19 protein-coding genes and 1 tRNA gene are annotated in these 19647 nt (G+C 34.7%); 10 read left to right on the plus strand and 10 right to left on the minus strand.

Annotated elements, in window-relative coordinates:
• The first annotated feature begins 152 nt into the window (after positions 1–152).
• Positions 153–225: transfer RNA gene (locus tag G9C87_RS07335), tRNA-Phe, on the plus strand.
• 228 nt (positions 226–453) lie between these two features.
• Here G9C87_RS07335 and G9C87_RS07340 read toward each other — a convergent pair.
• Complete coding sequence (locus G9C87_RS07340) at positions 454–1212, minus strand: response regulator transcription factor (RefSeq protein WP_172279610.1); 759 nt, start codon at positions 1210–1212, stop codon at positions 454–456.
• Positions 1213–1584: 372 nt separating this feature from the next.
• Between G9C87_RS07340 and G9C87_RS07345 the strand changes: the two genes are divergently transcribed.
• The 3 genes from G9C87_RS07345 (at position 1585) to G9C87_RS07355 (ending at position 5341) form a co-directional block, all read left to right on the plus strand.
• Positions 1585–1746 carry a hypothetical protein gene (locus G9C87_RS07345; RefSeq protein WP_172279612.1) on the plus strand — a complete coding sequence of 54 codons (162 nt, stop codon included), beginning with the start codon at positions 1585–1587 and terminating at the stop codon, positions 1744–1746.
• Between the two features lie 65 nt (positions 1747–1811).
• Positions 1812–3140 carry a hypothetical protein gene (locus G9C87_RS07350; protein WP_172279614.1) on the plus strand — a complete coding sequence of 443 codons (1329 nt, stop codon included), beginning with the start codon at positions 1812–1814 and terminating at the stop codon, positions 3138–3140.
• Positions 3140–5341, plus strand: a complete 2202-nt coding sequence (locus tag G9C87_RS07355) for a peptidase domain-containing ABC transporter (protein ID WP_172279616.1) — start codon at positions 3140–3142, stop codon at positions 5339–5341. Before G9C87_RS07350 ends, G9C87_RS07355 begins: the two co-directional genes overlap by 1 nt.
• A 49-nt stretch (positions 5342–5390) precedes the next feature.
• On the opposite strand, the gene G9C87_RS07360 is transcribed toward G9C87_RS07355, so the two are convergent.
• From G9C87_RS07360 to G9C87_RS07370, 3 genes are all read right to left on the minus strand, one after another.
• The gene (locus G9C87_RS07360) at positions 5391–6071 is read right to left on the minus strand and encodes a hypothetical protein (RefSeq protein WP_172279618.1); all 681 of its coding nucleotides are present in this window, start codon (positions 6069–6071) and stop codon (positions 5391–5393) included.
• Positions 6072–6074: 3 nt separating this feature from the next.
• A complete protein-coding gene (locus G9C87_RS07365; protein ID WP_172279620.1) occupies positions 6075–7094 on the minus strand; it encodes an alpha/beta hydrolase in 1020 nt (339 codons plus the stop codon).
• Between the two features lie 165 nt (positions 7095–7259).
• Positions 7260–8366: a helix-turn-helix domain-containing protein gene (locus G9C87_RS07370; RefSeq protein ID WP_172279622.1), complete on the minus strand. Its 1107-nt coding sequence runs from the start codon at positions 8364–8366 to the stop codon at positions 7260–7262.
• Positions 8367–8593: 227 nt separating this feature from the next.
• On the opposite strand from G9C87_RS07370, the gene G9C87_RS07375 reads away from it, so the two are divergent.
• The 3 genes from G9C87_RS07375 to G9C87_RS07385 are packed head-to-tail and all read left to right on the plus strand — an operon-like array spanning position 8594 to position 10621.
• On the plus strand, positions 8594–9769 hold the full coding sequence (locus tag G9C87_RS07375; RefSeq protein WP_172279624.1) for a thioredoxin family protein: 1176 nt from the start codon (positions 8594–8596) through the stop codon (positions 9767–9769).
• An 8-nt stretch (positions 9770–9777) separates the two neighbouring features.
• Positions 9778–10410: a DUF3575 domain-containing protein gene (locus G9C87_RS07380; RefSeq protein WP_172279626.1), complete on the plus strand. Its 633-nt coding sequence runs from the start codon at positions 9778–9780 to the stop codon at positions 10408–10410.
• A gap of 4 nt (positions 10411–10414) precedes the next feature.
• Positions 10415–10621 (plus strand): hypothetical protein, encoded by a 207-nt coding sequence (locus G9C87_RS07385; protein ID WP_172279628.1) that lies wholly within the window; start codon positions 10415–10417, stop codon positions 10619–10621.
• Here G9C87_RS07385 and G9C87_RS07390 read toward each other — a convergent pair.
• Positions 10618–11814 (minus strand): exo-beta-N-acetylmuramidase NamZ domain-containing protein, encoded by a 1197-nt coding sequence (locus tag G9C87_RS07390; protein ID WP_172279630.1) that lies wholly within the window; start codon positions 11812–11814, stop codon positions 10618–10620. The genes G9C87_RS07385 and G9C87_RS07390 overlap by 4 nt on opposite strands.
• Before the next feature lie 4 nt (positions 11815–11818).
• Between G9C87_RS07390 and G9C87_RS07395 the strand changes: the two genes are divergently transcribed.
• Positions 11819–13048, plus strand: a complete 1230-nt coding sequence (locus tag G9C87_RS07395; protein ID WP_172279632.1) for an ABC transporter permease — start codon at positions 11819–11821, stop codon at positions 13046–13048.
• Positions 13049–13172: 124 nt separating this feature from the next.
• Entirely contained in the window at positions 13173–14156 is a 984-nt protein-coding gene (locus tag G9C87_RS07400; RefSeq protein ID WP_172279634.1) for a PLP-dependent cysteine synthase family protein, read from the plus strand.
• Positions 14157–14196: 40 nt separating this feature from the next.
• Here the strand turns inward: G9C87_RS07400 and G9C87_RS07405 are convergent, their stop codons facing one another.
• From G9C87_RS07405 to G9C87_RS07415, 3 genes are read right to left on the minus strand one after another with little or no spacing between them, the layout of a single operon-like run.
• Positions 14197–14721 carry a hypothetical protein gene (locus tag G9C87_RS07405; protein ID WP_172279636.1) on the minus strand — a complete coding sequence of 175 codons (525 nt, stop codon included), beginning with the start codon at positions 14719–14721 and terminating at the stop codon, positions 14197–14199.
• 41 nt (positions 14722–14762) lie between these two features.
• Positions 14763–15065, minus strand: a complete 303-nt coding sequence (locus G9C87_RS07410) for a chaperone modulator CbpM (protein WP_172279638.1) — start codon at positions 15063–15065, stop codon at positions 14763–14765.
• Positions 15066–15068: 3 nt separating this feature from the next.
• On the minus strand, positions 15069–15983 hold the full coding sequence (locus G9C87_RS07415; protein ID WP_172279640.1) for a DnaJ C-terminal domain-containing protein: 915 nt from the start codon (positions 15981–15983) through the stop codon (positions 15069–15071).
• A gap of 94 nt (positions 15984–16077) precedes the next feature.
• Between G9C87_RS07415 and G9C87_RS07420 the strand changes: the two genes are divergently transcribed.
• On the plus strand, positions 16078–17283 hold the full coding sequence (locus G9C87_RS07420) for a dicarboxylate/amino acid:cation symporter (protein ID WP_172279642.1): 1206 nt from the start codon (positions 16078–16080) through the stop codon (positions 17281–17283).
• Between the two features lie 71 nt (positions 17284–17354).
• On the opposite strand, the gene G9C87_RS07425 is transcribed toward G9C87_RS07420, so the two are convergent.
• Together G9C87_RS07425 and G9C87_RS07430 are read right to left on the minus strand one after the other, a co-directional pair.
• On the minus strand, positions 17355–17738 hold the full coding sequence (locus tag G9C87_RS07425; protein WP_172279644.1) for a DUF779 domain-containing protein: 384 nt from the start codon (positions 17736–17738) through the stop codon (positions 17355–17357).
• Between the two features lie 292 nt (positions 17739–18030).
• A complete protein-coding gene (locus G9C87_RS07430; RefSeq protein WP_172279646.1) occupies positions 18031–19560 on the minus strand; it encodes an aldehyde dehydrogenase family protein in 1530 nt (509 codons plus the stop codon).
• Positions 19561–19647: the final 87 nt, after the last annotated feature.

Genomic DNA, 19647 nt, shown 5'->3' on the forward strand with positions numbered 1-19647 from the left:
TACAACATAAAAATAATCAGCCAGTTAGTTTTAAACAAAACGAAAACTGGCTTTTTTATTTTATTTATTTTCGGTTTTTATTGCATGGTAAGCTAAAAATTACTATTTTTGCACCCACTTTAAACAACGAAGTAACACAAAACTATCATATTGGTTTCTTAGCTCAGTTGGTAGAGCAATGGATTGAAAATCCATGTGTCCCTGGTTCGATTCCTGGAGAAACCACAAAACCACCTTTTTTAAGGTGGTTTTTTTTGCTTGTATTTCAAGATTACTCTGAAATAATACCATTATCATTTAGGATTTCAAAACCTAAAACAACAAAAGGCACTTTCCTTTTCTTTAATCTTTCATATAGGAAAACAACTCTTAACTTTCCCCGGAAGATTTTTACTATAAAAAGTTTACTAATAAGATAAGTGTGATATAATAAAATTTCAATTCGATATTCTTTTACAACAATTTATTATTCGTTACGAAAGCTAAAGCTTCTGAGATATTACTTACCTGCATTTTTTCAAACAACTTTCTTCGATAAAACTTAATGGTATCCGGTGATACAAAAATTTTCTCTGCAATCTTATTGATTGTATAACCCTGTGCATAATATCGCAAAACATCCATTTCCCTTTCTGTTAACTTAATCTTTTCCTCATTTCTCCACATTTCTCTTTGAGTATCATACCACCAATAATCATTTGTCCCCTGCCTTGAAATAGTTATATTTCCGGAATCCGTATTTGTGGACAAAGAAACCACTCCCATAGCTTTCCATATTTTTCCTTCATCGGTTAAAAAGAGAGGAGTCAGTTTTTGATTAACCAGGATGGCTTTATTATTATTCAACAGATGAATATCATATGAAAGCGTGTAGTATTTTCTTTCTTCTGCAGGAATTCTCTCATAAAATTCAGAACCGAGCCTATTGATCTTCGATAATAAATCAGCATCACTTTTCTGAACATATTTAAAATAAAAGTCATACCCCATTTTTTTAACCTCTTCGGGGGTATTACCACAAAGGAATAATGGATTCTCAGAAACGTATTCAAAATTTCTTTTTTGATAATCAATAATGAACACGCTCATATAAATTGCCCTTGATAATGCATCTGTTACCTCAAGATAATTATTCACTGGTAAAGACTCTTCATTTGAAGCCTCTTTCATTGCAGGTTCAGCAAAAAAGAAGCCATTAACATTTTCACTCATAAATTTAAATTTGGTTATTGTTTTTCATATATACGATTAATTTAAATATCATTTTTACACTAAAGTGTAGTATTTAATTAAATCAATCCGTATAAATTTATGAAAAATAATTCCCACGACAAAGACATCTATGTAAAAATAATTACCTGTTAAACAGGAGGTTATTATGTGAAATTATTTCAATAAAAAAGGAATTAAATAACTTCAGAATATTTCTAATTATAGAGAGAAATAATCATTAAAAGCAAAACAGTCTTTCTTTAAATTTTAAAAGGGAGATGTGAACAATACTTTCTTGCAAGAAGAGACCAACGAAGGAACTAATGTCTATAAACTTTGAGCCACATAAAATCATTTTAAAAATTTATTATCATGAAAAAAGCAAATTTTAACGCAAAAGAGTTTTTGAAAGTAAGAGACCTTTCTCCACTAGAACAAAACAAAGTAAGAGGTGGATTCGGAGCACAAGAAGCTGACAACGTAGTTGTACGTCAAGTACGTCAAGTAGTACAAGTGGTACAGGTAGTTTCTTAAATATTACCAGGCAACAGAGGATATCCATTCTCTGTTGCTTTTTTATTTCAAAAACTTATAATACTATGGAAACAAATTTCAACAAAGAATTTTGGGAGAATTTCATCAATATCAATAAAAATTTCACACAGACATGTGTGGTTAAAGATGTAATCCCAGAAGATTTAATCAAAAAACTGAAGGAGGCCGTTGTCGATGGACTGATCAACAGATTTAAAACTAAAGATCACGATGGCTTCAGACTTTACTTCCCTTCACAAGGAAAAGGAAAGGAGAACAATGATTTTGTTGATGAAATATATAAAAATCCTCCTTTTGAAAATGAAGAAATTATAGAATATTGTAACCGGGTTTTCAAAGAGAAGTTCGGACTAATCGTCAATTTTCTTGAAAAACACTCAGATTACATATCAAAGGAACTTAGACTTATTACTCAACCTTTATTGGAAATTATTGGTATTCCGGCGACAGGAGTAGATGTGACGGTATTTATAGGAAACTACGGATGGACTCCCTTAGGAATACATCAGGATCATAAAGGTGAAAATGTGCTACACTTCCACTTAGGTCCCGGTGAAAAAACAATGTACATATGGGATCAGGAAAAATACAAAGACCTTACCGGTACAAAACACAATAATTTTGATATAGATCCTCTGCTTGAACATGCCGAAAGATATGATTTTGGAGCAGGAGACCTATTCTTTATGCCATGGAATAAATTTCATATCGGCAAAAGTGATGATCTTTCCGTTGGTGTAACATTTTGGTTTAATAACCCGTCGAAAGTTAAATTTTTTGACAGAGTACTCAATACTTTTTACACCAACTATCTGGATATTAATAAAGACGTTATTGAACCTCAGCATAACTATTTAGAAAATCATCAGACATTTGAAGAGTTTCTTTCCCTTTTAAAACTAGACGAAGACTTGTTAAAAGGATCTACTGAATCGTTTTTTAAATATCTGTATGATGAATACAAACACAGTTTACTTAGCAATGCAGGATGGCAGGCTCCTCCACAAACAAGAGAATTAGAAGATAAATATGATATAGATAACTACGAATTTTTACTTGAAAAAGAAATTCATGCTTGTGAACCATTTAAAATGATTTATAATGTGGATGAAAATAAAGACACATTCTATCTTTTTGTGAGAGGTTCTAAAATAGAAATGAGATATCATCCTGAATTAAAAAATATAGTAGATAATCTAAATACCCATAAAAACTGGAGAGTTTCCGAATTGTTAAAAGATCTGGAAACAGATTGGCCTATTGAAGCCGGACTCTATTTCCTTTCCATGATCTATAACAAAAGAGGAATTGAAATTGTAGGCGAAAAGAGAACAGTGAAACAAACAGAGGATATATTATTAGAAGAAAAGTAATGAAATTTATTCCTCAACATGATAAAATGGACTGTGGTCCATCATGTTTAGCTATGATAACGGCTTATTATGGCAAAGCATATGGACTACAGTACTTACGTGACCATTGCTTTATTTCAAGGGAAGGTGTTTCTATTTTAAGCATGAACAATGCAGCATCTAAACTTGGGTTTAAAACTTTAGTAACACAACTTTCAATTGGGGATTTAAAAAATGAATTCTTACCATGTGTTATACATTGGAACCAAAATCACTTTGTCGTTCTCACCAAAATTTCGAAATATTTTTACAATAAAGAGAAAATTTACACAATTGCCGATCCCGCCCATGGGATCATTAAATTACCTGAAACCGAATTTAAAAAGGCCTGGCTGAAAAACTCTGATAAAGGCATCGTTTTGCTATTGGAGCCTACAGAAACTTTTTTCCAGAATAACAATATTAAAGATAAAAAAGTATCATTACAATATATTTATCAGTACCTAAGCCCACATAAAAAACAATTTATCTGGCTTTCTTTTATCCTTCTTCTTGGAACACTAGCTACTCTGGCTTTTCCTATATTAACCCAGAAGCTAATTGATGACGGTGTCAACAAGAAAAACCTTAACATTATTACCTACATTCTTCTCGCTCAACTGGCATTTTTTCTTGGGAATATCATATTAGGAGTTTTCCGCAACTGGATTATGCTAAGCGTTGGAAGTAAATTAAATATTAAAATCATTTCCGAATTTCTTAAAAAACTGATGAGCCTTCCGATCAAATTTTTTGATACTAAATTCATGGGTGATTTCAATCAAAGAATACAAGATCACGAGCGGATAGAACTTTTTCTTACCTCTCAAAGTTTATCAACATTATTCTCAATGATTACCTTTTCGGTATTTTTTGTGGTTCTTTGGACATATGATTTCAGAATTCTTGCTACCTATTTTATATTAACCATAATATCAGTTGTATGGTCCTTATATTGGTTAAAAAAAATAAAATCGTTAGATTATTTCAGATTTCGTGAAAAAAGTGAAAATCAGGAATCCATTTACGAAATCATTAATGGAATTTCTGAGATGAAACTTAATCAGTTCGAAGAGCACAAACGTAAAGAATGGGAAGAAATCCAACAAAAATTATTTAAAGTAAATATCAGAATTCTAAAACTTGATCAAATCCAGCTTTCAGGATTCGAATTCATCAATCAGCTAAAAAACATTATTGTTACTTTCCTCGCTGCCTCTTTTGTGGTGAAGGGACATATGACACTGGGGGCTTTACTGAGTGTATCTTACATTATTGGACAAATGAATTCTCCGGTTAACCAATTGATTAGTTTTTTTAAATCTTTACAGGACGCTAAACTAAGTTTATCGCGTTTAAATGAAGTTCAAAATCACCCGGAAGAAGAACAGGAAGACTTGCTTCCGTTAATGAATGAAAAATATACCACCCAAAACGGAATTGAAAAAGGAATTTATTTTAAGAATGTTTCTTTTCAATATGAGGGACCTCAATCACCGTTTGTTCTCAAGAATATTGATCTTTTTATTCCCCAAGGAAAAGTTACCGCTATTGTCGGAGCAAGTGGTAGTGGCAAAACAACATTAATGAAATTATTATTGAAGTTCTATGAACCGACCTCTGGTGATATTTATTTTAATCACTCTAATTTAAAAGAAATATCGCCAAAAAATTTAAGAAAAAACTGTGGAGTGGTTATGCAGGACGGATATATTTTTTCTGATACTATTGAAAGAAACATTGCAACCGGAGAAGAAATTCCAGATGACGATGTACTCAATTTCGCCCTTAAAACTGCGAATATTAAATCATTTGTAGATGAACTTCCTTTAGGATTAAACACAAAGATCGGAGCTTCAGGAAATGGAATTTCCGGTGGACAAAAACAAAGGATACTGATTGCAAGAGCAGTTTATAAACAACCCTATTTTGTCTTCTTTGATGAGGCCACCTCAGCTCTGGACGCAGAAAACGAAAAGGTAATCCATGATCATTTACAGGAATTCTTTAAAGGCAAAACTGTTTTAATTATTGCACACAGGCTTTCAACTGTTAAAAATGCAGATCAAATCATTGTTTTGAAAAAGGGAGAGATCGTAGAACAAGGCAACCACCAATCATTGGTGGAAAAAAAATCTGATTATTTTAATCTGGTTAAAAACCAACTTGAACTGGGAGCATAATTAGCTACTGACAATAGTAAAATGCCGGATTAAAATCCGGCATTAACACTTAAAAAGGCAACTTGTAATTATATCCAACTTGTAAAAGATATGGCAGTTGTGGTTTCGTTTTCAAATCCTGAGAAACAATACCCCCTATTTTCAGATATATTTCCTGGTTGCTGAATGTATATCCTCCTTGTATGGCAGCATAAAAGTTTCCTCCGGTCGCCGGTTCATACCAGCCATCTTTTACTGCCGGATAAATTTCTCTATAGTGATCGGAATGTTTGAAATGAGTAACAATGGCTTTATCAAAGCCAATTTCTAACGCTCCAAACCATCTCCGTCTGTAATACCCAATTGTTCCGGACATATCCACCCCAAAATTCAGAAGCTGAACATTCTCGTTTTCAAACTTCCGGAAAACTCCCTGAACTTTTGTTGAAAACTGGAAATCCCTAACTTTCACCCATCTCACATGAGCTCCTGCTTTTGTTTTAAAATCATCAAATAAATCTTCACCAGCCGGTGTGGAGACCTCAATATTTACAATTGTGGGAAACAACTTATCATGAAATTTATATCCGTATCCTAGCCCCAGAATAGCACCATATTCGGCACCAATGTTTGCATTAAGAATATGCCTTTCTCCATTTTCAAGCCCAGCCCAGTTAACCGTTTGTGATTTCACAACATTACAGATCAGTATAAAAAAAGTTATTTTTATATATAGTTTATTATTTTTCATTTGTTAAAGGTTGTTGATAAAATTGATAATTTTAGGCTTGGTCTGGGAATTCCACGCATTCTGATTGGTAATAATACCATCATGTCCAACACCGGAAACCTTAACCTTTTCCACATGATTATAATCTGAAGTAATTTTCTGTGCCCAGGAATCAGGATAAGCTTTATTTCTTTCACTGTAAAAGAACAACACAGGAGCATTGTAATTCTGCAACCCCTTAGAAAAATCGGAATTGTATTCCTCTCCTACATCAAATAATGCATCCATAATTACAGCCCCACTTCTCCAGCTCATGCCGGGATCAAAATCCCCCTCACCAGTAATATCGTTTTTCGATGTCAGCATAGACATTTTATAATCCAATATTTCGTGCTGATCCTCCTTCCCCGATATAAACTGATCAATATAGGCTGCATCATTCAAAATCTCACTCCAGAGTTTAAATGATCTGGACTCTTTTACATAGTCAGTAATATCATCCCATTTCAATCCGCCCGGTTCGCATAAAACAATCCCCTGAACAGCGTTTGGATACTTTCCCACATATCCTGAAGCCAGTATGGCTCCCCAGGAATGCCCTAATAAGATTACTTTTTGATTAGAGCTTTTACGATAATAAGCTATTACTGAAGATAATTCGTCATACATAAGATCAATAGCTCCCGCTCCTAATGATTTATATGAATTCTTAGGAAAACGCTGGGAAAGACCAGAACCTCTCTGATCATAAAAAACGACTCTGTATCCTTTATTAGCGAGATCTTTACAATTTAATAAATATCTGTAATCACCTCCGGGTCCTCCATGGATAGCAATAATTAGAGTCCCATTTTCAGGGCCGAATGCTTCGGAATGGAGCAGAGAGCCATTCACGCGTATTGATGGTAATGAAGAATCCTGATCAACTGTCTTAGGAACTAAGTTTCCGGGTTCATCAATTGTTCTTCCATCAGTACAGGAGAACAGTAATGCAAAAATTGTAAAAGAGGTCAGTAACCCTCTTTTTTTTCTCAATGTTGTCATAGTTTGGGTTTAAAATATTGATGCAAAGATTCATCAAACCCAAAAGCTATACGCCCCAACAGGAAAGCTGACCCAAGAAAAACAACCAATATAAAAACCTGATTACCAATATTATATGAAACATGAAACCATTCCCTGGAAGATGAAACTATAAAAAGATAAGAATTACAGCTTTTTTTGGTATTCAGTAGGGGTAATACCCGTATATTTTTTAAAATTCCGGTTGAAGGATGTTTTGGAATTAAAACCACATTCAAAGGCAATAGCCAGAAAAGTATATTGCCTGCTTTCCGGTTCCGAAATTTTGTGCAAAAACTCTTCTATCCTCTTTTCATTAATTAATTCGTAGAAGTTTTTATTTTCCTTAGAATTAATTACCTGGGAAAGATAGTTCGGATGGACTTTAAGCAACTGAGACAATTCATTTAAGGTGAGATTGGGATTTATGAACGGTTTTTCTTCGCTTAAAACCTCAAGTAATCTGCAATGGATATCATCAATATTTTCCTGTGTTAATCCTGATTTTTGATACTTTTTATCTTCACCAATTGCTATTGGAGATCTAAGTACTTCTGTCAGGCTTTCTTCAGCAGTAAAAAATGAATTAGAATGATTGAAAACCTGTACCTGCTTGATCCCGAAATATCCCAACCACATGATAAAAACAGCAACTGCACCATAAATAATATTTGCATTGTCATTCCAAAGAACCAATCCCCAGATCAGCCCAATCCAGATAATAAGATACAACAACCACTTAAAGTTTATTTTTTCTGTATTTGAAAACTGCTGGACCATATTTTTGCGGAATCTATATAAAATAAATAAAGAAATGATCACATAAATGATTCCTGAAATGTATATACCATATAGCCTGAAAAGCAATTCAATCTCGAATTCCCTTCCCTCATGTTTAAAAATACTAACCCTTTCATCAAAGGGTGCCATATAAAATGAAAGAAAAGATAAATTACATATCACAAAAGGTAAAAAATGTAACAGCTGTACTGCTGAAAAAGGTTTAGGAGAAGTTTGTTTTCTTACATAGAGGTATAAAAACGGTCCATAAAGTAACGGTAGTGTAAAACCTAAAAGTATAAAAGAAGGATATTCTTTATACTGATGAGTAAGAAAGAGATAATGTGTTAATAAATTGACACCAATTGTAAATAACCATCCACATAAAATAAAATCAGCAGAGCTTTTATTCCGTTTTGTAAGCAAAAGAAATGTCAAAAAGAAAGCAATAAAAACCCCGGAAAGATAAAGCATAAACAGCTTCAGTTTTTTAGTTAATAGTCCAATAAATTATAATCATCTAATTCACAAAAATAAAGAATAACTTCTATTGAATGATATTAAATAAGACAGGATACAGAAAACAAGTTTTACAATTGATTAATTTAGTTCTTAAAATTAGTTAATGTCCTCTATCTGGCCTTCTCATTTTCAATCTATCTCTTGAAAATTAACTATCTTCGCCTACAAATTTTAATCGAATGAAGAAGATTATCTCCGGATTATTTGTTTTTTTCACTGTAATTCTTTTTGCGCAGGAATCCATCCAGTTTCAGGATATCCCTTTTAAAGATCTAATTGCCAAAGCTAAGAAAGAAAACAAAATAGTTTTCATTGATGCTTACGCTTCATGGTGTGGCCCTTGTAAACTGATGGAGAAAAATGTATTTACAAAGAAATCGGTGGGAGATTATTATAACGCCAATTTTGTAAATGCAAGATTTGATATGGAGAAAGGAGAAGGAAGAGAAATTGCCGCCAAATACGGAGTTCGTTCCTATCCGACTTACTTGTTTCTGAACGGTGATGGGGAGCTGATCTCTCAAAATCTCGGTTATATGGAAGAAAGTGTTTTCTTAACAATGGCACAGGACATCAATTCGCCCAATAATAAAAAAGGATCCCTAAAAGATCGTTTTGCATCGGGTGAAAAAGACCCTGAATTTTTGATCAACGTAATGAAATTAAATTCTACTTCAGATTTTGATTTTGCAAAAAAAGCCTCTGAAAGATATTTTGAAAATAAAAAGAAAACTGAAGAACTGTCTAAAGATGACATTGGATTTCTTTTATTCTTTTTAAAATCCGTTGAGGATCCTAATTATAAAATTTTCGCTTCCAGAAAATCAGAAATTATCAAATATCTTCCTGAGGAAACCTATAAAGAATTTGATCATCAGCTTATTTTATCAAAAGTAGTAGCCGAATCAATTGACGACAAAAATAAGAGGGTAAATGATGACTATTTTATGAAAACAGCAGAACCCCTGGTTGGGAAATATGAGGCTGAAATTAAGCTGAATCAGACTAAACTTAGTTATTATGAACAAAATAATAATTTTCCTGAATATGAAAAAGCAGCTTTAGCATATTACAAAAATTCTGATTCCTTTGAGCCTAATCAATTACTTAAAGCCGCGTGGATATTCTCCGAGCATGTAAAAACGACATCTTCATTAAAGAAAGCGGTTGAATGGGCAGAGAAATCTGTTATGAGAGGAGAGACTTCTGAAAACACCTTTATTCTGGCAAAGCTCTATTTCTTAACAGGAAATAAAGATATGGCAAAAACGTATGCTGAAATGTCGAAAAATATGGCTGTTCAATCCAATAAAGACGCAACTTTGGCTGAAGGATTGCTTAAACAAATCAAATAAACTTCAGAATGAAATATAAATTGTTGGTAAGTTTTATGAGTCTGTTTTCACTAGGAAATTTGAACGCCCAGGAACAAGAACAGGCTACAGAAAGGGGGAAAAGTTTATACGTAAAAGGCAATGCCCTTTTTCTTCCAATAGGAGTTCTAAACGGAGGATTAGAATATCAGCTTAGTAAAAAATATACTTTACAGGGTGATGTATTTGTTTCTCCATGGAAATCTTTCGCCGGACATGAATTTCAGTATTATTCTGTTTCCTTAGAGGGTAGATATTATTTTGATGAAGCTTTCAAACACTGGTATGTGGGTGCCAACCTTGCAGCATCTTCTTTTGTATTGCAAAAATGGAATTACTGGGGTTCCGGCACATACACCAATGACAGAGGCGAAAAATACAAAAAGTCCAATCTGTATCAAAAAGGAGTTTCACTGATCATTGGAGTTACTGCGGGTTACCAGTTTCAGCTTTCAGAAAACTGGAATCTGGATGTTTATGCAACTGTTGGAACCTCTCAGGATTTTTATAAGGGCTATGACCGCACCACAGGAAAACGCTATGATGTAGCTACCGGATTTAATAAAAGTGGTGAAATATTACCATATAGAGGCGGCATAATGATTTCTTACAAAATAAAATAACACGATGAAACTATTTGGAAAAAATCACATTATTATATTGGTTATCACCTTTGTTATCCTTTTTTTAATGAATTACATTGGAAATGATGCCCCAGACAAATTACAAAGGGCAATAATGACCGCTTCAGCAGGAGTAATAGGCTTAACAATGGGGCTTTTTATCCTTAATAAAGGTAAAAATGACAAAAACCCACCACAAGATTTCGATTAGTTTTCGTACACCACGTATTTAGATCTGATTTTCTCAAACTTTTCTAAATCTGACTTCCACGAAGCCTTTATTTCTTGTATTGATTTACCGGCAATAATTTGTTTTCTTAATTCATCAGTTCCGGATAAAGTATCGAACCATAAGTTTTTAAGAAAGAAATCCTGCTGAGGATTCTTATAATTTTTATAAGCTTTGATCACCCATTCCAGATTAAGTTCCCTCAAATCATTCGGATACTCAGATAAATTTTCTCCATAACATAATTGCCCGTTCAGGAATGGATCTTTTGCCCCGAAATTAGGCTTTGGAGTAAACTGGTAAGGAAGACTTTTTGTCCAGGGAGAACCATATACCTGAAAGGGAGTATCTGTACCTCTTCCTACAGAAACCTGTGTTCCTTCAAAAAAACATAAACTCGGATATAAATTTATTGCTTTATCATTAGGTAAGTTGGGAGATGGCTTATCAGAAATAGCATATCGCAGCTTTTTATGATAATTCTTCATAGGAACCAAAATATATTTTGCCTCCATTCCATTCTTCAGCCATTTTTCACCGTTGACCATTTTTCCATACTCACCAATGGTTAAACCATAGACAACCGGAACTTCATGCATTCCCACAAAACTAGCCCATTTCTTTTTTAAAACAGGTCCATCAATATATCCATCGTGAGGATTAGGCCTGTCCAATACCATTATCTCAACATTATTTTCGGCTCCGGCCTCCATAAGGTAGCTTAACGTTGAAATATAAGTATAGAATCTGACGCCGACATCCTGAATATCAAACACTACAATATCAATTCCTTTTAACTGTTCAGGTTTCGGCTTTTTATTACTTCCATATAAAGAAACAATAGGCACACCTGTTTTTGAGTCTACTCCATTTTTAACAGTTTCACCAGCATCAGCATTTCCCCTAAAGCCATGCTCAGGGGCAAAAATAGCTTTTATCTTAATCCCGTTTTTTACTAAAAAATCGACCAGGTGAGTACGATCTTTCATCAAACCCGTTTGGTTGGTAACAATACCAATTGTTTTTCCCTTTAGCAGCGGTAAATAAACTTCCGGCTGGTCGGCACCGGTCTTAAAACCATCTTTTGTTTGATTCTGAGAATAATATTGATTGAATACTCCTAAAAAAATTAGGCAAATAAGAAGTAAATTTTTAATTTTGAAATCTAAATTCATAAGCTTGAACTTTCCTTTATATTTCTCTAGAAAAATAGCGTTTTCCAAAGATAACAAAAATAATCTTTCAAGGGTTATCATCTTCATAGGCAGGCTTTCTGTAGCTTTAGGAATCATTGTATCATTGATTACCGTATCTACAGGATTTGGCTCAAAAAAAGCTATTAAAGAAAGACTGGCAGATTTCAGCGGACATATTACCGTAAAGTCCACACGATCTAATTCTTCATACAATACTTCTGTACTTGATAAGCAGGGTTTAAATATTCAGAAAATAAAAGCACTTCCGGATGTTGAAAGTGTTCAGAAATATGCTATGGTTACAGGAATTATGCGGAATGAGCATAATTTTGCAGGCATTATTTTCAAAGGTGTAGGCAAGGACTTTGACAGTGCCCGTTTTAAAAAATTTCTCGTTGCCGGCACAACACCCAAAGTAACGGAGGTCGGCTATAACCATGGGGTAACTATTTCACAAAAGATCGCGAATGACCTTCATTTAAAAGTGAAAGACAGTATTGTTACCATATTTTCAAAGGCGGATCAGAAACCTATTTATCGAAAATTTGAAGTTGTGGGAATTTACCGAACGGACATCAAAATGATTGATGAACAATTTGTGATCGGTGGAATCAACCATGTGAGAAAAATTCAGGATATGAAACCGGATGACATTGGTGGTCTGGATATCTTCTTTAAAAATGTAAATGATATCGATAGTGATTTCCCGGAAATTGAAAAGCTTATCGGCTATAAAAATTACGCGGAAAAAGCGACAGAAAAATTCCCACAGATTACAGACTGGATCAGCATTTTTGATACCAATATTGCATTGATCATTATTATCATGCTTATTGTTGTCATCATTAATATCATCATGGTTCTTTTGATCCTTATCATTGAAAGAACCAATTCAATCGGTCTCTTAAAAACCTTAGGAGCTAGCAATTCCCAGATCAGGGCTACATTCATTAATTATACTCTAATAATAATGGTTCCGGGGCTTTTATACGGAAATATTATAGGACTTGGTCTCTTACTTTTACAGAAGTTTTTTGGAATTATAAAGCTGAATCCTGAAAATTATTATGTAAGTACAGTTCCCGTAGACCTTAACCCTATTGCTATTATATCAATTTCTGTAGGAATTTTAATTATATCGGCACTGGCATTGATCGTTCCAAGTTATCTGATCAGCAAGATTTCACCGGTTAAAGCGATCAAATACAATTAATTTCAGATCGTTTATTCTTCCCAATTGAGGTAATATACTTTATCTGTTAATAGTTCATTTTACGTGTGGCCAAACTTCATAAATAATTTTAAAGCTGTATCTTTGCAAGGCTTATAAATTATGTATGAAATACGCAAAAAATATTCTTGAAACTATCGGAAATACTCCATTAGTAAAACTTAACAAAGTTTTGGGCGAGGATTTCCCTGCATTAGTTTTAGCCAAAGTAGAAACTTTCAACCCGGGAAATTCCGTAAAAGACAGAATGGCCGTTAAAATGATCGAAGATGCCGAAAAAGATGGCAGATTAAAACCGGGCGGAACAATCATTGAGGGAACTTCCGGAAATACAGGAATGGGATTGGCTCTTGCCGCTATCATCAAGGGGTACAAATGTATTTTTGTAACCAATTCCAAACAATCTAAAGAAAAATGTGATATTTTACGTGCTGTAGGAGCAGAAGTTATTGTTTGTCCTACAGATGTGAAGCCTACGGACCCTCGTTCTTATTATTCGGTTTCAAAAAGATTAGCCAAAGAAACTGAAAACGGATGGTATGTGAATCAATATGATAATTTATCCAACCGAGCAGCACATTATGAATCTACTGCTCCTGAAATCTGGGAACAAACAGAAGGAAAACTTACTCATTTTGTAGTCGGAGCCGGAACAGGAGGCACCATTACAGGATGTGGAACGTTCTTCAAAGAAAAAAATGAAAATATAAAAGTAATTGGTGTTGATACTTATGGTTCTATTTTAAAAGAATTCCATGAGACCGGTGAACTTCACTATGATCACGCATATACCTACATTACTGAAGGAATTGGAGAAGATATTATTCCTGAAAATTATGATATGTCGGTTATCGATCATTTTGAAAAAGTAACGGATAAAGATGGTGCCATTTATGCAAGAAAGCTTGCAAAAGAAGAAGGAATTTTCTGTGGATATTCAGCAGGAAGTGCTATATCAGCATTGGTACAAATGAAAGATCAGTTTACCAAAGATGACGTGATTGTTGTTTTACTCCATGACCATGGTTCAAGATATGTAGGTAAAATCTACAATGATGAATGGATGAAGGAAATGGGCTGGCTAGACTAAAAGGCAAATAAAAAAATCAGAGCGATCTGCTCTGATTTTTTTATTTAATATTTTTCTTTATTACTTGTTTCAATACGCTGTAATCCTGTTCACTCATTGACTTTGCAGGAAACATATAATTGTATTTACCTTCCATCGAAATATAGTCTTCATGGGTTTCTGCAGTTACAAATTCACTCCACCTGCTGAGTTCATGCTGCTCATTAAGATTAACATTGAAAGTTTCATTATTGAATCTTATCTCATAAATACCCGCATTCTCAAGTGATTTCAGATATCTTTTGACCTGTTTTTTCCATCTGGACACCTTATTGATGCTTACCGAAAGATATACAGCACAAAGAAGAAAAACAAAACTTATAAAATATAGAATTCCAAAGCTTTCTTTACTTAAATTTTCTTTTAAGGAAAATGTAATCAGAAAAATCAGAGCGACAACAATAGTGATAATGGTTTTACTTCTGGTCTCCGATGAGAAAAACAAACTTCCCTGGTTTCCTTTAAAGTAGATCTCTTCAAAATCTTTTCTGTTTACATGTAGCTTGATCACTTTCTCGTCACCCATTGTATAAAAAATTTAATTTGTTTACAGATTGCAAAACTAAATTAAATATCCTCATATCGATCACTTATTGCAGAAAGTTTGGCCAGTAGGTCTCTATTTTTTTGCTTAAGATCAGTCATTTTCTGAAGCATATCATTAATAACTTCTAAACCAGGAAGGTTTATTTCCAGATCATAATGCCAATTCGTGAATCTTTCAAAAGCAGGTAAATCTTCATACATCAAATAGCGCACATCATTTTCAGTCTGTACCTCAAGTAAGCCGCAGTCTACCAGCTCATCAAAGAAAGTAATTTCTATATTATATATTTTTACGAGTTCTTCCCGTGATATTCTCTCTTCCATGATCTAAGAATTTTTAAGTTGTTCAAAAAGTTCTTTTTGTTTCTCAGTAAGGTTTGTTGGCAGCTTCACTTCATATGTTACGAACAGGTCCCCAAATTGACCTTCTTTTTTATATACGGGAAACCCTTTTCCTTTCAACCTCACCGTTAATCCACTTTGAGTCTCAGGTTTAACCTTTAAATTAACGCTTCCGTCCAGGGTATTTACTTTTACATCACCACCCAAAACAGCTGTATAAAGATCTACAGTAACCTTCGTTTTAAGATCATCTCCTACCCTCTCAAAATCAGGATCAGGTGAGATATTAAATGTAATGTACAAATCTCCCGAAGGACCTCCATTGATACCTGGGTTTCCGTGACCCTTTAATTTGATCTGCTGACCATCATAAACTCCGGCGGGAATTGTAATCCGTACTTTTTTGCCATTAATCTCAAACGTTTGGGGATGTGTTTTGGCAGCATCTCTAAGATGTAAATTAAGCTCAGCCTGCACATCCTGTCCTTTAAATTTCCCGGAAGCACTACCTCGGGAGCTTCTTCCGAAACCTCCGCCTTGTCCAAACATACTCTGGAAAAAATCTGAAAAGTCCTCTCCTTCTCCAAAATCTGCACCGGAGAATCCACCACTGTAACCTTGCCCTTGATTTTGATATTGTCTTTGTTGCTGTTGAGCCTTTTCATATTCCTCACCATGTTTCCAGTTTTCTCCGTACTTATCATATTTGCTTCGGTTTTCCGGATTACTGAGAACCTCATTCGCTTCATTCAGTTCCTTGAATTTTCTCTCAGCCTCTTTGTCATCGGGATTAAGATCGGGATGTAATTTCCGAGCCAGCTTTCGGTATGCTTTTTTGATATCTTCCTGCGATGCTTTTTTATCTACCCCCAGAATTTTATAGTAATCTATATAAGCCATAGAAACGTTTATTTACTCAAATTTAAAAAATTTAACCCTGAAAATTATACAATAATATGTTAAAAATAAGCCTATCTTTGGTAAAAAGCAATACATGAAAGAAGTATTTAAAAACTACTCTGGAATTTTATTTTTACTCTTGGGAATCATAGTTGGAAGTATTATCGGGATCACTGCTCCCGATTTTGTAGGTTATATAAAACCGCTTGGAGACATTTTTCTTAATTTACTTTTTGTAAGCGTTGTTCCATTGGTATTTTTTGCTGTGTCTAATTCTATAGCATCTTTAGAGCAACAATCAAAATTTGGAAAGATCATTGCGATGATGTCGTTTACCTTTCTATTTTTTATATTAACAGCAGCTGTTTTTACCATTATTGCTGTTTATCTTTTTCCTATGTCTCCTATTTCAGGAAGTTCACAGATCATTTCTGAAGGTAATGACAATGAAACCTGGGGAAACAGGATTGTAAGTTTCTTTACAGTTGGTGAATTCACAGAGCTGTTTTCCAGAAAGAATATGCTCGCCCTGCTAATATTTGCTTTTTTAACAGGTTTTGCGGCAAGAAAAACCGGAGAAACCGGCCAGCCATTCAGACTTTTCCTTGCTTCAGGATACGAGGTCATGAAAGAGCTGCTTTTACTGGTTATGAAGCTTGCTCCGATCGGGCTCGGGGCTTATTTTGCCTATCAGGTTGCTACTGTGGGTCCACAGCTTTTTGGTTTTTACGGAAAGCCACTAGGTATCTACTACATCGTGGGAACCATCTATTTCTTTTTATTTTTCACACTATATACCTTCATGGCCAACGGGCGAAAAGGGGTCAAGGATTTCTGGACGAATGCGCCCTATCCTACGCTAACTGCTCTAAGTACTTGCAGTAGCTTTGCAACAATGCCTGCAAATTTGCAAGCAGCTTCGAAGATCGGAATACCAAGTTCTATTGCGAATCTCGTTATTCCGATTGGAACTACTTTACATAAAAACGGATCATCCATATCTTCAATCATCAAGATTTATGTCGCATTTCTAATTATCGGAAAAGATTTTTTTGAACCTTCCAATCTGATTTTAGCTTTGGGAATTACAGTATTTGTAAGTATTGTTGAGGGAGGGATTCCTAATGGCGGTTATATTGGTGAACTGTTGATGATTTCCGTATATAAATTACCTCATGAAGCGATTCCTGCAGTAATGATTATCGGGACTCTGGTAGATCCATTAGCTACTGTTTTAAATGCCGTGGGAAATGTTGTCGCAGCGATGTTTGTCAATAGATTCGTAAAAGTAGAAGTCTGAGCAGTTTAAATATGAATGAATATCAAAAATTAATTTCTTCCCTTTTGCAGATTTTATAGATCAATCGAAATTTATTCACTTCGCTTTACCGGCTCCAGATTTTTGTATTCTTCAGGAGTAAAAAGCTTGTAATGTACTTTAAATGTTTTTCCTAAAGGTGTTTCCAGAGAAAAACCACCTGGTCCGAAACCATCTACAACATCTAATGTAAAGTGAGAATATTTCCAATACTCAAACAAATCGCGATCGATCCAAAATTCATGTCTGTTAATCTTACCTATCATAGCATCATTCATTCTTGGAAAAAATCCTCCTTTTTCAAAACATTGAGGCTGAGTACCTTCACAACAACCGCCTGCCTGATAAAACATCAGGTCTCCATATTTTTCTTCTAGCTGCCAGATAACTTCAAGCGCTTTTTCCGTAGCAGATAACCTGGATATTTGGGGTTCCATTTCTGTAGGTTTTTAAGTTGATTTTTATACTGCAATAAACTACCAATTTTTCATGTAAGATTGTTAGTAAAGATCATCATTTACTCTTAGATTATTCAAAAAACCTGACAAAAATGTCAGGTTACCTAAACTTAAGTATTAATCATAGGATGGCGAAAAAATTCTCCCTCATAAGTTTATTAATAATGAGCCTTATGGAACGGATACGAAACATGATAGTGTCAGATTAGGCCTGCCGTTTTGCTCCGCTTAAATAACGGAACAAACGGACATGCCCTGATGTTAAAAAAAATTAAAAGAACCCTAATTTGTTTTTGTTGTAAGAGATCAACATATTTTTAGTCTGGCGATAATGGTCCAGCATCATTTTATGATTCTCCCTTCCAATTCCGGATTGTTTGTATCCTCCAAAAGGTGCTCCTGCAGGATAAGAATGATACTGATTGACCCATACTCTTCCTGCCTGGATCTTACGGGGCACATTATACAATTGATGTGCATCTCTTGTCCATACTCCTGCACCAAGACCATAAATCGTATCATTAGCAATCTTTATTGCTTCTTCCTCATCTTTAAAAGTGGTAAAAGCTAAAACAGGCCCGAAAATTTCTTCCTGGAAAATCCTCATTCTATTATTACCTTTAAAAATTGTGGGTTGAATGTAGTATCCATCTTCTAAACCTTCCCCGACATTATTTACATCACCACCCACAAGAACTTCAGCACCTTCTTCTTTCCCTAATTTGATATAGGACAATATTTTATCTTTCTGAATCTGGGAAGCCTGGGCACCCATCATTACGGTTTTATCTAAAGGGTTTCCCACTTTAATCGCTTTTACTCGTTCAATGACTTTTGCTATAAAAGCATCAGCAATATCTTCCTGAACCAGTAACCTTGAAGGACAAGTACAAATCTCTCCCTGATTAAGAGCAAAAAGAACAGCACCTTCAATAGCTTTATCTAAAAACTCATCATCCGCATCCATTACAGAACTGAAGAAAACATTCGGAGATTTACCTCCAAGTTCCAGGGTAACTGGAATGATATTTTCAGTTGCATACTGCATCACCAGACGTCCTGTAGCTGTAGAGCCTGTAAAAGCTGCTTTTGAAACTTTAGGATTGGTTACCAAAGCCCGGCCAAGCTCTGCCCCGAAACCGTTTACGATATTCACTACCCCGGCAGGTAGCAAATCACCGATTATTTCCATTAAAACCATGATAGAAACAGGAGTACTTTCTGCCGGTTTTAATACTACGCAATTTCCAGCTGCCAATGCAGGGGCCAATTTCCAGATTGCCATTAATAAAGGAAAATTCCATGGAATGATTTGTGCGATAACTCCCAGGGGTTCATGTACGATAAGAGAAACGGTATCTTTATCCAATTCATTGTGAGAGCCTTCTTCTGCACGGACTACAGAAGCGAAGTACCTGAAATGATCTACTACTAAAGGTAAATCTGCAGCAAGGGTTTCCCTCACAGCTTTACCGTTGTCGATAGTTTCTACTGTTGCCAGGTATTCAAGGTTCTGCTCTATTCTGTCTGCAATCTTGTTTAAAATAATACTTCGTTCCGTTGAAGAGGTATCCTTCCAGGTTTGAAATGCCTTGTGAGCCGCGTCTACCGCTAATTCTAAATCTTCCTTGGAGGAATGAGCCGCTTGGGTAAAGTTTTTTCCGTTAACTGGAGAAACTACATCAAAATATTGTCCGTTCACCGGAGGTGTAAACTGACCATTAATATAATTATCATATTTACTTTTGAAATCAGGCCACTGTAAAACAGTTTCTGATTTTTGTTCTGTTATTGTGCTCATATCGTATTGTTTTTAATTTCTGTTAAGCCAAATTACATTTCCCCAATAAGAACAGATAGCATAATCCTACAAAAAAACTTCAAAATA

This window comes from Chryseobacterium sp. LAM-KRS1 (assembly GCF_013184525.1).
GTDB classification, from domain to species: Bacteria; Bacteroidota; Bacteroidia; order Flavobacteriales; family Weeksellaceae; genus Chryseobacterium; species Chryseobacterium proteolyticum.